Raw genomic sequence first — 13853 nt, forward strand, 5'->3', positions numbered from 1 at the left:
TGTTTCTCCTGTGTGATCAAGAAGTGGGGGTACGAGCTGCCCTAGAAGGGAGGCTCGTCCGAGTAGCCGCCGCCAGAACCGCCGGAGCCGCCGGAGCTTCCGCCCCAACCGCCTCCGCCGCTCTGCTGGCCCCCGCCCTGCTGGCCGCCGGCCGGCGCGCTCGTGGCCCACGGGTCGTCGGCGGGAGCGCCGCCACCACCCTGCTGGCCACCAGCACCGGGACCGCCGCCCCAGTTACCGCCACCCTGCTGACCGCCGCCGTATCCACCCTGGCCGCCGCCACCCTGGCCACCGCGACCGGTGGTCTTGGTGACCTTGGCAGTGGCGCTCTTGAGACTGGGGCCGACTTCCTCGACGTCCAGCTCGTAGACCGTGCGCTTGACGCCCTCGCGGTCTTCGTACGACCGCTGCTTCAGCCGGCCCTGCACGACAACGCGCATGCCTCGCGTGAGCGATTCGGCGACGTTCTCGGCCGCCTGACGCCAGACCGAGCAGGTGAGGAACAGGCCTTCGCCGTCCTTCCACTCATTGGTCTGCCGGTCGAAGATGCGGGGAGTGGACGCGACGCGGAACTTCGCGACCGCCGCACCGGACGGGGTGAAGCGCAGCTCGGGGTCGTCGACGAGATTGCCGACGACCGTGATGACGGTCTCGCCTGCCATGGATGAACCTCTCGGCGGGGATTGCTTCTGGCTGCTTGCTGCTACTCGAACCCGATGACCACTGAGCTAGAAGCTCAGTGGATCTCGGGACGGAGGACCTTGGTCCGGAGGACCGACTCGTTCAGGTTCATCTGGCGGTCGAGCTCCTTGACGACCGCAGGCTCGGCCTGCAGGTCGATGACCGAGTAGATGCCCTCGGGCTTCTTCTTGATCTCGTAAGCGAGCCGACGACGGCCCCAGGTGTCGACCTTCTCAACCTTTCCTTCGCCCTCACGGACGACGGAGAGGAAGTTCTCGATCAGCGGGGAGACTGCTCGCTCCTCGAGATCGGGGTCGAGGATGACCATCACCTCGTAGTGACGCATGTGGAACCCACCTCCTTTGGACTCAGCGGCCACGGTCGTTCCGTGGCAGGAGGGTCGTGATGCGTAAGCAACAGTGTCTCCGAGTAAAACAGCCGCCACTGACAACGCCCTCCCTCGAGGAGGGGCTGACTGTGCTGGCCTGGGCAGACACCGGTGCAGACCGTACAGAGTACCCGTAGACAGGCTTCCGGTTGAAATCCGGTGGTCAGGAGACGCAATCTGTACACATCGGGTGTGAGCGGCGCCACGACGCGCCGCCTTTCGGCCAGGAGGTACTCCATGGCACAAGCAATGCGATCCCGCTCCCGCTCTTCCGTCTCCCTCTTCGCGACGGACGGCAGGCCCCACCCGCTCCAGGACACCCTGGTGGCGGTGACGGTGGTACTCGGCGTCCTGGCGTTCGTGACGGCGATGTTCCATCACCTGCATCTGATCAGCTCGTGGGCCGGACTCATCGGGATCCTCACGGGTGGCTACGGGCTGTACATCTCCGCGACCACACGGGAGCGGTTCCCGCTGTTCGTCGGCATGGGCGCCGCCGGCCTCGGGTTCTTCCTCGGCATGGCCCACGGCGGGCTCTTCGGCGGCGTGATCAGCTGACTGCCGCGCAGCACGGCCTCGGCAGCCTGCGGGGCGGCCCCGTCCACGGACGGGGCCGCCTGTACGCCGTGCCGGGACCGCACAGGTACGACGGGGCCAGACCGCGCGCTTCCCGGTCACAGTAGGCTTCGGCGCGAGAGCCGGAGCCCCTGACCCATGGGGACACACCTGCCGAGGAGCGCCCCGCATGAGCCTGACCCTGAGGACCATCAGCCGAGAGCAGCATCTGGCGTACATCCAGAGTCTGCCCGCGGCCAGTCACATGCAGGTCCCGGCATGGGCGGATGTGAAGGCCGAGTGGCGCTCGGAAAGTCTGGGCTGGTTCGACAAGGGCGGCCAGCTCGTCGGCGCCGGTCTGGTGCTCTACCGGCAGCTGCCCAAGATCAAGCGGTACCTCGCGTATCTGCCCGAGGGCCCGGTCATCAACTGGTACGCCCCCAACCTGAACGACTGGCTGCAGCCGATGCTGGCCCACCTCAAGCAGCAGGGGGCCTTCTCGGTGAAGATGGGCCCGCCCGTCGTCATCCGCCGCTGGGACGCCCACGCCATCAAGGCGGGCATCCAGGACCCCGACGTGAAGCGCCTGCGCGACGTCGAGGCCACCCACATCGAGCCCCGCGCCTTCGAAGTCGCGGACCGGCTGCGGAAGATGGGCTGGCAGCAGGGCGAGGACGGCGGCGCCGGATTCGGCGACGTACAGCCCCGCTACATCTTCCAGGTGCCGCTGGCGAACCGTTCGCTCGAGGACGTGCACAAGGGCTTCAACCAGCTCTGGCGACGCAACATCAAGAAGGCCGAGAAGGCGGGCGTCGAGGTCGTCCAGGGCAGCTACGCGGAGCTCGCCGAGTGGCAGCGGCTGTACGAGATCACGGCGGAGCGCGACCACTTCCGGCCGCGTCCGCTCGGCTACTTCCAGCGCATGTGGACGGCCCTCAACAACGAGGACCCCAACCGGATGCGGCTCTACTTCGCCCGTCACGAGGGCGAGAACGTCGCGGCCGCGACCATGCTGATCGTCGGCGGACACGTCTGGTACTCCTACGGCGCCTCGGCCAACCACAAGCGCGAGGTCCGGCCCTCGAACGCGATGCAGTGGCGGATGCTCCGTGACGCGTACGCGATGGGCGCCACCGTCTACGACCTGCGCGGCATCTCCGACTCGCTGGACGAGACCGATCACCTCTTCGGCCTGATCCAGTTCAAGGTGGGCACCGGCGGCCAGGCCGCGGAGTACCTCGGCGAGTGGGACTTCCCGCTCAACAAGCTGCTGCACAAGGCCCTCGACATCTACATGTCCCGCCGCTGATCCGGCGCTGATCCGCCATGCAAGGCTGACGAAACCGGCTTTATTCGTTTCAATGGGCTCTTCCGGAAGGACTCCCGGAAGCACTGCCCTCCTCCACTGACACCACCGCAGCCACCAGAAAGGTTCCGGACCGGCCATGGCGCTCTCCCTGTACGTCGACACCGCGCGCTGGCGGGCGCACCAGAAATCCGTGCTCGACCAGTTCCCCGGCCTCGTACCGGTCTGCAAGGGCAACGGGTACGGCTTCGGCCACGAGAGGCTGGCCGACGAGGCGATCCGCTTCGGCTCCGACATCCTCGCGGTCGGCACCACCTACGAAGCGGCCCGCATCAAGGACTGGTTCAGCGGTGATCTGCTGGTACTCACACCGTTCCGGCGGGGCGAGGAGCCGGTGCCGCTGCCCGACCGGGTGATCCGCTCCGTCTCGTCCGTGGACGGCGTGCACGCCCTGGTGGGCGCCCGTGTCGTGATCGAGTGCATGAGCTCGATGAAGCGCCATGGCGTCAAGGAGGAGGAGCTCGGGCAGCTGCACGCCGCCATCGAGGACGTACGCCTCGAAGGTTTCGCCCTGCACCTCCCGCTGGACCGCACGGACGGCTCGGACGCTGTCGAAGAGGTCATCGCCTGGATGGACCGTCTCCGGGCGGCCCGGCTGCCGCTGCACACGATGTTCGTGAGCCATCTGCGGGCCGAGGAACTGGGCCGGCTCCAGCAGCAGTTCCCGCAGACCCGGTTCCGCGCCCGCATCGGTACCCGGCTGTGGCTCGGTGACCACGAGGCGACGGAGTACCGGGGCGCCGTGCTGGACGTCACCCGCGTCGTCAAGGGCGACCGGTTCGGCTACCGGCAGCAGAAGGCGGCGTCGGACGGCTGGCTGGTCGTCGTCGCGGGCGGTACGTCGCACGGCGTGGGCCTGGAGGCCCCGAAGGCCCTGCACGGCGTGATGCCACGTGCCAAGGGGGTCGCCCGGGCGGGGCTGGCCACCGTCAACCGCAATCTGTCGCCGTTCGTCTGGGCCGGCAAGCAGCGCTGGTTCGCCGAGCCGCCGCACATGCAGGTGTCGATCCTGTTCGTGCCCTCGGACGCCGAGGAGCCGCGGGTGGGCGACGAACTGGTGGCGCATCTGCGCCACACGACCACACAGTTCGACCGGCTCGTCGACCGCTGAGGGACTCGCCGGGGCGCCCGGGGCCGCCCGTCGCTCAGTCGGCGGCCGGCGTGCCCCACTCCACCCGCGGCCCCGCCTCGGCGAACGCGGCGTGGCGCGGCGGATGCGCCGCCGCGTGTCCCAGTACGAAGACGTCCTCGGCGCCGTCGAGCACCCCGCCCGACGGATCGTCCGAGCCGTCGCGGCGCACCACGTCGCGCTCCGGCATCAGGATGTCCCGTACGACCACGGTGCAGAGGTACAGCGTGCCCAGCAGGTGCAGGACGATCGCCAGTTGATAGCCCTCCGTCGGCAGCCCCTGGTGCTTGTCCCCGCTCGTCGTGTAGGCGAGGTACATCCAGATCCCCAGGAAGTACATGACCTCGCACGCCTGCCAGATCAGGAAGTCCCGCCAGCGCGGCCTGGCCAGCACGGCGAGCGGGATCAGCCACAGCACGTACTGCGGTGAGTAGACCTTGTTGACGAGGATGAACACGGCGACGACGAGGAACGCGAGCTGGGCGAACCGCGGCCTGCGCGGGGCCATCAGCGTCAGCGCCCCGATCGCGGCGCACAGCCCGACCGTCGCCAGCGTGGAGACGGTGTTGACCGTGGAGACCTCGATCGATTCGCCGGTGCGCTGCGTGATGACCAGCCAGAAGGAGCCGAAGTCGATCGAGCGCTCCTGGCTGAAGGTGTAGAACTTCTTCCAGCCCTCGGGCGCGAAGACCATCACCGGCAGGTTGACCACCAGCCAGGAGCCGACGGCTCCGAGCGTCGCCACCGAGAACTCACGCCACTTCCCGGCCCGCCAGCACAGTACGAAGGCCGGGCCCAGCAGGAACACGGGGTAGAGCTTGGCGGCCGTGGCCAGCCCGATCAGGATGCCGAACGCGAGCGGGCGGCTGCGGGACCACATGAGCATCGCCGCGGCCGTGAGGGCGACGGCCAGCAGGTCCCAGTTGATCGTCGCCGTGAGGGCGAATGCGGGCGCCAGGGCCATCAGCAGACCGTCCCAGGGGCGACGCCGGTGTGTACGCGCGACACACACGGCGATGACGGCGGTGCAGATCATCAGCATGCCCGCGTTGACCAGCCAGTAGGCCTGTTCCTGGTGCTGGATGGAGCCGCCCGGTGTCAGCCAGGCGGCGATCTGCATGAACACGCCGGTGAGGACCGGGTACTCCAGGAACTGCATGTCGCCCGGCAGCCGGTCGAAGTATGGCACCAGGCCCTCGGCGAAACCGCGTCCCGCGTACAGATGCGGAATGTCGGAGTAGCAGGCGTGGGTGTACTGGGAGCCGGCGCCCCTGAACCAGGCCCAGTTGTAGCAGGGCAGCTTCTGCACCATGCCGAGCGCGAACATCCCGATGGCCACCAGCGCGACGGCGCCCACGGGGGTGAGCGCGGCGCTGCCGAGCCGCGCCCAGCGCCCCGACCTCCCGCCAATCAGCTCGCTGCCGGCCGCGGCGATCTCGTCCTGGTGCGTGGGCCGTACGACGGACCGTTCCTGGTGCACGCTCGTGTCCTCTGCGCTTGGCATGCCGCACATCCTGCCGTACCGACGTGTGGAAACGATGAGGGCCGCCGCACCCCGTGGTGCCGCGGCCCTCGTCGTACTGCTCCTGCTCGGTTCATCCCGCCCGGTCTGCCGGACGCGCGGGATGTGCAGCCTGCCGGGCGCTACCCGGGCGGGCCACCGAAGATGTCGCCGTTCCCTTGCCCGTTGTTGCCACCTGTGTCGGGTGAGGGACTGGTGCCTCCGTCGCTCTCACCTTCGGTGGTCCCGGTAGTGGCCCCGGCGTCCGTTTCGCCGGTGGTCCCCTCGGTCGTTCCCGTGTCGGCGCCCCCGTCGGTCCAGCCGTTGGAGTTGCCGCCGTTGTTGTTCTGGCAGTTCATGTCCCACGCACCGCAGGTCGTCTGGGACGGGTCGGGCGTCGGGTCCTGGGGGGTGGGCGTCGGCTTGACGGTCTCCGTCTTGGTCGGCGTCGGAGTCGGAGTCGGGGTGGGGGTGGGCGCCTTGCTCTTCGCGCCGCCGCCGTAGACCTTCTCGCCGATCGGCTCCGGCTCCGGGAAGGAGAGCTTCTCCTGGCCCTCCAGCGCCTCGGCCATGTAGTCGTGCCAGATCTGCGCGGGGAACGACGCACCGTGGATCGATGTCTCGTTACCCGTGCCGTACATCTTCAGGAACTTGCGGCCCTTGTTCTTCTCGTTGTCGTCCAGCCGGTACATGCTGATCGCGGTCGACAACTGCGGGGTGTAGCCCACGAACCAGGCGGACAGGTTGTCGTCCGTCGTACCCGTCTTGCCCGCGACGTCCCGCCCGGGAAGCTTGGCGGGCGTGCCGGTTCCCTTGTCGACGACGTTCTTGAGGACGTCGGTGACGTTGTCGGCGATGACGTTGGAGAAGGCGCTCTTGGCAACCTCCTTGTGCCGGTAGACCGGCTCGCCGCGCTTCTTCACCTCCGTCACCGAGTAGGGCTCACGCTGCTGCCCGCCGGCCGCGAAGGTGGCGTACGCCCCGGCCATGCGGGTCGCGCTGGGCGATGAGGTGCCGATGGAGAACGACGGGACGGTCGCGTTCGCCATGTACTGGTCGTCCTTCAGGCCCGCGGCGAGCGCCACGTCCTTCACCTTGTCGGTGCCGACGTCCATGCCCAGTTGCACGTAGGGCGAGTTGGCGGACACCCGCATCGCTTCACGAAGAGTGACAGGGCCCAGCGAGTCGTCCCCGTCGTTGACCTGCAGCCACTCCTTGCCGTCCTCGTCGGTCCAGACGTCGCCGTTGTACTTCTTGATCTTCAGCTTGTTGTTGCCGTTGTAGATGCTCAGGGGCGAGACCTTCGTACGCTGCGACTCGTCCTGCTCGGGACCGCCCGAGGGGTCCCGCTTGCCGTACTCCATCGCCGCAGCCAGCACGAACGGCTTGAAGGTCGACCCGACCGCGGCGCCGGTGGGGTCGGCGTTGCTGGTGTAGTGCTTCGTCGCGTCCACACCGCCGTAGATGGCTTCGATGGCGCCGGTCTTCGGATTGACCGACGAGCCGCCGAACTGGACGTGGGTGTCCGTGTCGGGGCGCTTCTTGGGGTCGATCTTCTCGTCGTAGACCCTCTTGACGGCCTTGTTGAGCTGATCGACCTTATTCTTGTCGAAGGTCGTGTGGATCTCGTAGCCACCCTGGTCCAGCTGGTCACGGGTGATGTCGTAGTTGCTGAGGAAGTTGGACCTGGCCATCGCGACGAGGTAGCCGATCTGGCCGCCCAGCTGAGCGTCCTTCTTCGGCTTGTCGGGCATCGGGAACTCGGTGTACTTGTCGCGTTCCGACTGCTTCATCCGGCCGTCCTTCACCTCCTCGTCAAGGATCCACTTCCAGCGCTTGATGGCCCGGTCCGTGTTCTTCTCCGGAGTCGCCTGCACCGGGTCGACCTCCGTGGCACCCGCGGGGTCGTAGTAGCTGGCCCCCTTGAGCAGGGTGGCCAGGAAGGCGCACTCGCTGGGATTCAGCTCCTTGGCATCCTTGCCGTAGTACGTACGAGCCGCCGCCTGGATACCCGAGGCCCCACGTCCGTAGTACGAGACGTTGAGGTACCCGGCCATGATCGTCTTCTTGCTCTCCTGCTCGCCGACCTTCAGCGTGATGAAGAGCTCCTCGAACTTACGGCTCAGGGTCTGTTCCTGGGAGAGCCGGGAGTTCTTCACGTACTGCTGGGTGATCGTCGAGCCACCCTGGGTCTGACCGCCCTTGGCCATGTTGAACACGGCCCGGGCGATGCCCATCGGGTCGATGCCGTGGTCGCTGTTGAAGGTCTTGTTCTCCGCGGAGATGACGGCGTTGCGCATCGCCTCGGGAATCTGGGCGTAGTCGATGATCTGCCGGTTGGTCTCACCACCGGTGGCGACCATCTGCGAGCCGTCGTTCCAGAAGTAGACGTTGTTCTCCGCCTTCGCGGCCGCCTGGATCTCGGGCTTGGCCACCATCGCGTACGCGAGGCCGGCGAGCCCCATCAGGAGGCCGAGGAAACCGACGCACAACCCGGAGACCAGCTTCCACGACGGCGTCCAGCGCCGCAGGCCCTGCTTGCCGGCGCGCGGGTAGTCGATGAAGCGCTTCTTGACCGGGCGCTGACTGCCACGCCCGCGCCCGCGGCCCGGGCCCTCCTGGCCGCCGTCCCCGCCTCCACGACGTCGGCCACCGCCGCCGTCGGAGCCACCGCGGCCACCGCCGCCGCGCTGTGCGGCCCGTCTGGCCTCGGCACGCCCGCCGTACGGGGTCTCTTCCTCGTACGGACCGGAAGGTGATTCAGCAGTTACTCCGCGTGACGGCGCTGCGCGGCGTCCGGGGGACTGCTGGGCGGCTCGTCTGGCCGCGGCACGTCCGCCACCTTGCGGTTGCGGCATCTTGCGACGGTGCTCGCTCATCGAACGACTACTCCTCGGGCAGGCGAGAGCGCCTGGAAGCGGCAGTTGAGATCCGGTCCCCCGAATTACGGACGAGCCCTGCGAAAGGCTCATCCGCAGTGCATCCGGTCAGTCCGCGAAGACTGACGTGCTCGGACGTCACACGGTTCCCGGTGGTCTGCATGCCGCACAGACTACGCACGGTCAAAACCCTCCCGGGGCCGAACTTCACCCCAAATTACGCAAGTCGGTTGCTATGAATCGTCGATGTGACGCCGCTCACTAAGGCCCCCCTTGTCGCAGCCCCGAGTCCGATCTATCGTGCTGATGTATCGAGTCGATACATCAGCTCGGTACATCGACTCGGCACATCGGCTCGGCACAGGGCCACGCGAGAGCACTCGGAGAAGGAGGAGGCGAGGTTGAGCAGACGCTCAGGCATCCTCGAGTTCGCCGTCCTCGGACTGCTCCGCGAGTCCCCGATGCACGGCTACGAGCTCCGCAAGCGCCTCAACACCTCGTTGGGGATCTTCCGTGCTTTCAGCTACGGAACCCTCTATCCCTGCCTCAAGACGCTGGTCGCCAGCGGCTGGTTGATCGAGGAGCCGGGGAATCCTCCGGCAGACCTTCCGTCCGGCGCCGGCCGTGCGGTCGCCCCCTCCTCTTCACTGACGGGGCGCCGCGCCAAGATCGTCTACCGGCTGACGGCAGAAGGTAAGGAGCACTTCGAGGAACTGCTCTCGCACACCGGCCCCGACTCTTGGGAGGACGAGCACTTCGCTGCTCGTTTCGCCTTCTTCGGACAGACGGAGCACGACGTGCGGATGCGGGTGCTGGAAGGCCGTCGCAGCCGGCTGGAGGAGCGTCTCGAGAAGATGAGCGCCTCTCTGGCCCGCACCCGCGAGCGCCTCGACGACTACACACTTGAGCTGCAGCGACACGGCATGGAGTCCGTGGAGCGCGAAGTGCGCTGGCTGAACGAGCTCATCGAGAGCGAGCGGTCGGGACGGGATCAGCGACGATCCTCGCCCGAGGGCTCAGCTCAGCAGGACACCGCAGGAGAGCCGGACGGCCTGCCCCGGCGGGGTAACAACCCGCCGGATCCGTCCGGCGACACCGCCAAGTGAGGTTCCCGCAGATCCGCGGGGCCTCATCAGGAACATCCATTACACACAGGGAGCAACCGGAATGGGTTCGGTTCGCGTAGCCATCGTCGGCGTGGGCAACTGCGCCGCCTCGCTGGTCCAGGGCGTCGAGTTCTACAAGGACGCCGATCCGGCCGGCAAGGTGCCCGGTCTGATGCACGTCCAGTTCGGCGAGTACCACGTGCGGGACGTCGAGTTCGTCGCCGCCTTCGACGTCGACGCGAAGAAGGTCGGCCTCGACCTCTCGGACGCCATCGGCGCCAGCGAGAACAACACCATCAAGCTCTGCGACGTGCCGAGCGCCGGCGTCACCGTCCAGCGCGGCCACACGCACGACGGCCTGGGCAAGTACTACCGCGAGACCATCGAGGAGTCGACCGAGGCCCCGGTCGACATCGTCCAGATCCTCAAGGACCGCAAGGTCGACGTCCTGGTCTGCTACCTGCCGGTCGGCTCCGAGGTCGCTGCGAAGTTCTACGCGCAGTGCGCCATCGACGCCAAGGTCGCGTTCGTCAACGCCCTTCCGGTCTTCATCGCCGGCACCAAGGAGTGGGCTGACAAGTTCACCGAGGCCGGTGTCCCGATCGTCGGTGACGACATCAAGTCGCAGGTCGGCGCCACCATCACGCACCGCGTGATGGCGAAGCTGTTCGAGGACCGCGGCGTCGTCCTGGACCGCACGATGCAGCTGAACGTCGGCGGCAACATGGACTTCAAGAACATGCTCGAGCGTGAGCGCCTGGAGTCCAAGAAGATCTCCAAGACGCAGGCCGTCACCTCGCAGATCCGTGACCGCGAGCTCGGTGCGGACAACGTCCACATCGGCCCGTCGGACTACGTGGCCTGGCTGGACGACCGCAAGTGGGCGTACGTGCGCCTCGAGGGTCGCGCGTTCGGTGACGTTCCGCTGAACCTGGAGTACAAGCTCGAGGTCTGGGACTCCCCGAACTCGGCCGGTGTCATCATCGACGCCGTCCGCGCCGCGAAGATCGCCAAGGACCGTGGCATCGGCGGCCCGATCCTCTCCGCGTCCTCGTACTTCATGAAGTCCCCGCCGGTTCAGTACTTCGACGACGAGGCTCGCGAGAACGTCGAGAAGTTCATCCGCGGTGAGGTCTCCAACTGACTCACCTGACACGGTGCGTCGGCGCGGTGCGATGAGGAGCGGCAACGCTCCTCGACAGCCGCATCCTTGAGGGTCCCCGGGCAATCCGCCCGGGGACCCTCGACGTATGTGACCCTTGCTCCCATGCCCGTCGTGCGTGACCTGCGCATACTCCTGCGCCTTCGGAACTTCCGCCGCCTGCTGGCCGTGCGGATCCTGTCCCAGTCGGCCGACGGCGTCTACCAGGTCGCCCTCGCGGCGCATGTCGTCTTCTCCCCGGAGAAGCAGGCGTCCGCCGGTGCGATCGCCTCCGCGATGGCCGTACTGCTGCTGCCCTACTCGCTCATCGGCCCGTTCGCCGGCGTACTGCTGGACCGCTGGCCGCGCCGCCAGATCTTCCTCTACGGCAATCTGCTGCGCGCCGCACTCGCCTGCTGCACCGCACTCCTGATCCTCGGCTCCGCCCCCGACTGGCTCTTCTACGCCTCCGCCCTCTGTGTCACCGCGGTGAACCGCTTCGTCCTGGCCGGCCTCTCCGCAGCGCTGCCACGCGTCGTCGAGCGGGACCTCCTGGTGCTGGCCAACTCCCTTTCGCCGACCGCGGGCACCCTCGCCGCCACGGCGGGTGGCGGCCTCGCCTTCGCCGTTCGGCTGCTCCTCGCGGACTCCGATGCGGCGGTGGTACTCCTGGGCGCCGGGCTCTACCTGGCCTCGGCACTGGCGTCCCTGAGCCTCGCTTCCGGCCTGCTGGGGCCGGACCGGAGCGAGGGCCACCTTCGTCTCCGAACGGCCCTCGCCACCACCGCACGCGGCCTGCGCCACGGAGTGCGCCATCTGGCCGAGCGAAGGAACGCCGCACGGGCGCTGGCTGCCATGACGGTGATCCGCTTCTGTTACGGGGCACTGACGGTCATGGTCCTGATGCTGTGCCGCTACGCCTGGACCGACAACGATTCCGACGGGCTGGCGCTGCTCGGCCTGGCGGTCGGGGTGTCCGGTGCAGGATTCTTCGTGGCCGCCGTCCTGACCCCCTGGGCCGCCGGCCGTCTGGGCAGATTCCGCTGGATGACGGTGTGCGCGGCGGCGGCCGCTGTCCTTGAGCCGGCCCTGGGCCTCTGGTTCACGCCCGCCCCGATGCTCGTCGCAGCGTTCATCCTCGGACTGGTCACGCAGGGAGCGAAGATCGCGACTGACACCGTGGTGCAGACCGCTGTGGATGACTCCTACCGCGGCAGGATCTTCGCGCTCTATGACGTGCTGTTCAACGTGGCCTTCGTGGGCGCCGCCGCAGCTTCCGCGCTGCTCCTGCCCGCAGACGGGAGGTCGGCAACGGTGGTGATCGGGGTCGCTCTGCTCTACGCCGTCGTGGCCGGGTTGCTGTGGCGGTGGAGCAAGACCGAATGAGGTGCTGTTTCACGTGAAACAGCACCCTCGGCGTATCTGCTGCCGGTCATGTTTCACGTGAAACATGACCGGCAGCCCAGCGGGTGAGCGGGTCCAGGCGACCTCAGCTCTGCGTCTTCCACCACTTCTTGAGCTCGGCCACGGCCGCGTCATGCTCCATCGGCCCGTTCTCCAGACGAAGCTCAAGCAGGAACGCGTAGGCCTTGCCGATGACCGGCCCCGGTCCGACGTCCAGGATCTGCATGATCTCGTTGCCGTCCAGGTCGGGCCGGATCGAATCCAGTTCCTCCTGGTCCTGCAACTGGGCGATGCGCTCCTCCAGCCCGTCGTAGGTCCGCGAGAGAGCACTGGCTTTGCGCTTGTTCCGCGTGGTGCAGTCCGAGCGGGTCAGCTTGTGCAGCCTCTCCAGCAGGGGGCCCGCATCGCGTACATAACGGCGGACCGCCGAGTCGGTCCATTCGCCGTCGCCGTACCCGTGGAAGCGCAGGTGCAGCTCCACCAGCTTCGCGACGTCCTTGACCAAGTCATTGGAGTACTTGAGCTCGGTCATTCGCTTCTTGACCATCTTGGCGCCCACCACCTCGTGGTGATGGAACGAGACGCGCCCGTCCTTCTCGAAGCGCCGAGTCCGCGGCTTGCCGATGTCGTGGAGAAGGGCGGCGAGGCGCAGCACGAGGTCCGGACCGTCCTCCTCCAGGGCGATCGCCTGCTCCAGGACGGTCAGGGAGTGCTCGTAGACGTCCTTGTGGCGGTGATGCTCGTCACTTTCCAGCCGCAGCGCGGGAAGCTCGGGAAGGACCTGCTCGGCCAGTCCCGTGTCCACGAGCAGCGCGAGCCCCTTGCGGGGGTGCGCGGAGAGCAGGAGCTTGTTGAGCTCCTCCCTCACCCGCTCGGCGGAGACGATCTCGATCCGGGCCGCCATCTCCGTCATCGCGACGACGACATCCGGAGCGACCTCGAAGTCCAGCTGAGCGGCAAACCGCGCGGCCCGCAGCATGCGCAGGGGATCGTCGGAGAAGGACTCCTCAGGCGTTCCGGGGGTGCGCAGCACTCGCTCCGCCAGGTCCGCGAGACCGCCGTGAGGGTCGATGAACTCCTTCTGCGGCAGTGCGACCGCCATGGCGTTCACCGTGAAATCGCGGCGGACAAGGTCTTCCTCGATGGAGTCGCCGTAGGAAACCTCGGGCTTCCGTGAGGTCCTGTCGTACGCCTCGGACCGGTATGTGGTGACTTCGATCTGGTAGCCGTCCTTCTGGGCTCCGACCGTGCCGAAGGCGATTCCGACCTCCCACACCGAGTCCGCCCATGGCCTGACGATCTTCAGCACGTCCTCGGGACGCGCGTCGGTCGTGAAGTCCAGGTCGTTCCCCAGCCTGCCGAGGAGCGCGTCCCGGACCGAGCCGCCGACCAGGGCGAGACTGAATCCGGCATCCTGGAATCGGCGGGCGAGAGCGTCGGCGACCGGGGACACCCGCAGCCGTTCGCTGACTGCGCGGAGCTGCACCTGGGTCAGGGCGCTGGAGTTGTCTTCGTTGGCGTTCGGCACAACAGAAAAGGGTACGTGCCCGGACCGGCCCGGGCGTCATGGTTTCCGCTCGCCCTGCGAGACTCTGCCGATCATGTGGCGGACACCCCGGCACTTGGTCGCGGCGCACATCGTTACCATGCGGGGACGCAGCAACGGACAACGAAGCACAGCAGCTGATGACGACGAGGGACGG

11 protein-coding genes are annotated in these 13853 nt (G+C 67.6%); 6 read left to right on the top strand and 5 right to left on the bottom strand.

The features are described from left to right. Nucleotides 1-41: 41 nt before the first annotated feature. Both ACFYPA_RS20865 and rpsF read right to left on the bottom strand, forming a co-directional pair. Nucleotides 42-662, bottom strand: coding sequence for a single-stranded DNA-binding protein (locus tag ACFYPA_RS20865; protein ID WP_359082600.1), 621 nt, complete (start codon nucleotides 660-662; stop codon nucleotides 42-44). Between the two features lie 74 nt (nucleotides 663-736). Further along, nucleotides 737-1027, bottom strand: a complete 291-nt coding sequence (gene rpsF, locus ACFYPA_RS20870; protein ID WP_018101872.1) for a 30S ribosomal protein S6 — start codon at nucleotides 1025-1027, stop codon at nucleotides 737-739. 279 nt (nucleotides 1028-1306) lie between these two features. Here rpsF and ACFYPA_RS20875 point away from each other — a divergent pair, with 279 nt between their 5' ends. The 3 genes from ACFYPA_RS20875 to ACFYPA_RS20885 all read left to right on the top strand — a co-directional run bounded on the left by ACFYPA_RS20875 (nucleotide 1307) and on the right by ACFYPA_RS20885 (nucleotide 4101). Further along, nucleotides 1307-1627 (top strand): hypothetical protein, encoded by a 321-nt coding sequence (locus ACFYPA_RS20875; RefSeq protein WP_359082599.1) that lies wholly within the window; start codon nucleotides 1307-1309, stop codon nucleotides 1625-1627. Nucleotides 1628-1814: 187 nt separating this feature from the next. Beyond that, complete coding sequence (locus tag ACFYPA_RS20880) at nucleotides 1815-2933, top strand: peptidoglycan bridge formation glycyltransferase FemA/FemB family protein (RefSeq protein WP_148019641.1); 1119 nt, start codon at nucleotides 1815-1817, stop codon at nucleotides 2931-2933. A 136-nt stretch (nucleotides 2934-3069) separates the two neighbouring features. After that, a complete protein-coding gene (locus tag ACFYPA_RS20885; RefSeq protein ID WP_136330867.1) occupies nucleotides 3070-4101 on the top strand; it encodes an alanine racemase in 1032 nt (343 codons plus the stop codon). A gap of 34 nt (nucleotides 4102-4135) precedes the next feature. Here the strand turns inward: ACFYPA_RS20885 and ACFYPA_RS20890 are convergent, their stop codons facing one another. After that, nucleotides 4136-5623, bottom strand: a complete 1488-nt coding sequence (locus ACFYPA_RS20890; RefSeq protein ID WP_389133420.1) for a glycosyltransferase family 87 protein — start codon at nucleotides 5621-5623, stop codon at nucleotides 4136-4138. A gap of 140 nt (nucleotides 5624-5763) precedes the next feature. Continuing rightward, nucleotides 5764-8499, bottom strand: a complete 2736-nt coding sequence (locus tag ACFYPA_RS20895) for a transglycosylase domain-containing protein (protein WP_359082597.1) — start codon at nucleotides 8497-8499, stop codon at nucleotides 5764-5766. 401 nt (nucleotides 8500-8900) lie between these two features. On the opposite strand from ACFYPA_RS20895, the gene ACFYPA_RS20900 reads away from it, so the two are divergent. The 3 genes from ACFYPA_RS20900 (at nucleotide 8901) to ACFYPA_RS20910 (ending at nucleotide 12132) form a co-directional block, all read left to right on the top strand. Then, on the top strand, nucleotides 8901-9605 hold the full coding sequence (locus ACFYPA_RS20900) for a PadR family transcriptional regulator (protein WP_359082596.1): 705 nt from the start codon (nucleotides 8901-8903) through the stop codon (nucleotides 9603-9605). A 61-nt stretch (nucleotides 9606-9666) separates the two neighbouring features. Next, a complete protein-coding gene (locus tag ACFYPA_RS20905) occupies nucleotides 9667-10749 on the top strand; it encodes an inositol-3-phosphate synthase (protein WP_359082595.1) in 1083 nt (360 codons plus the stop codon). 123 nt (nucleotides 10750-10872) lie between these two features. After that, complete coding sequence (locus tag ACFYPA_RS20910) at nucleotides 10873-12132, top strand: MFS transporter (protein ID WP_359082594.1); 1260 nt, start codon at nucleotides 10873-10875, stop codon at nucleotides 12130-12132. Between the two features lie 103 nt (nucleotides 12133-12235). Here ACFYPA_RS20910 and ACFYPA_RS20915 read toward each other — a convergent pair whose 3' ends face one another. Beyond that, entirely contained in the window at nucleotides 12236-13678 is a 1443-nt protein-coding gene (locus ACFYPA_RS20915) for a CCA tRNA nucleotidyltransferase (protein ID WP_359082593.1), read from the bottom strand. Between the last annotated feature and the right edge of the window lie 175 nt (nucleotides 13679-13853).

Source organism: Streptomyces sp. NPDC005775, assembly GCF_042871565.1.
Lineage (GTDB): Bacteria > Actinomycetota > Actinomycetes > Streptomycetales > Streptomycetaceae > Streptomyces.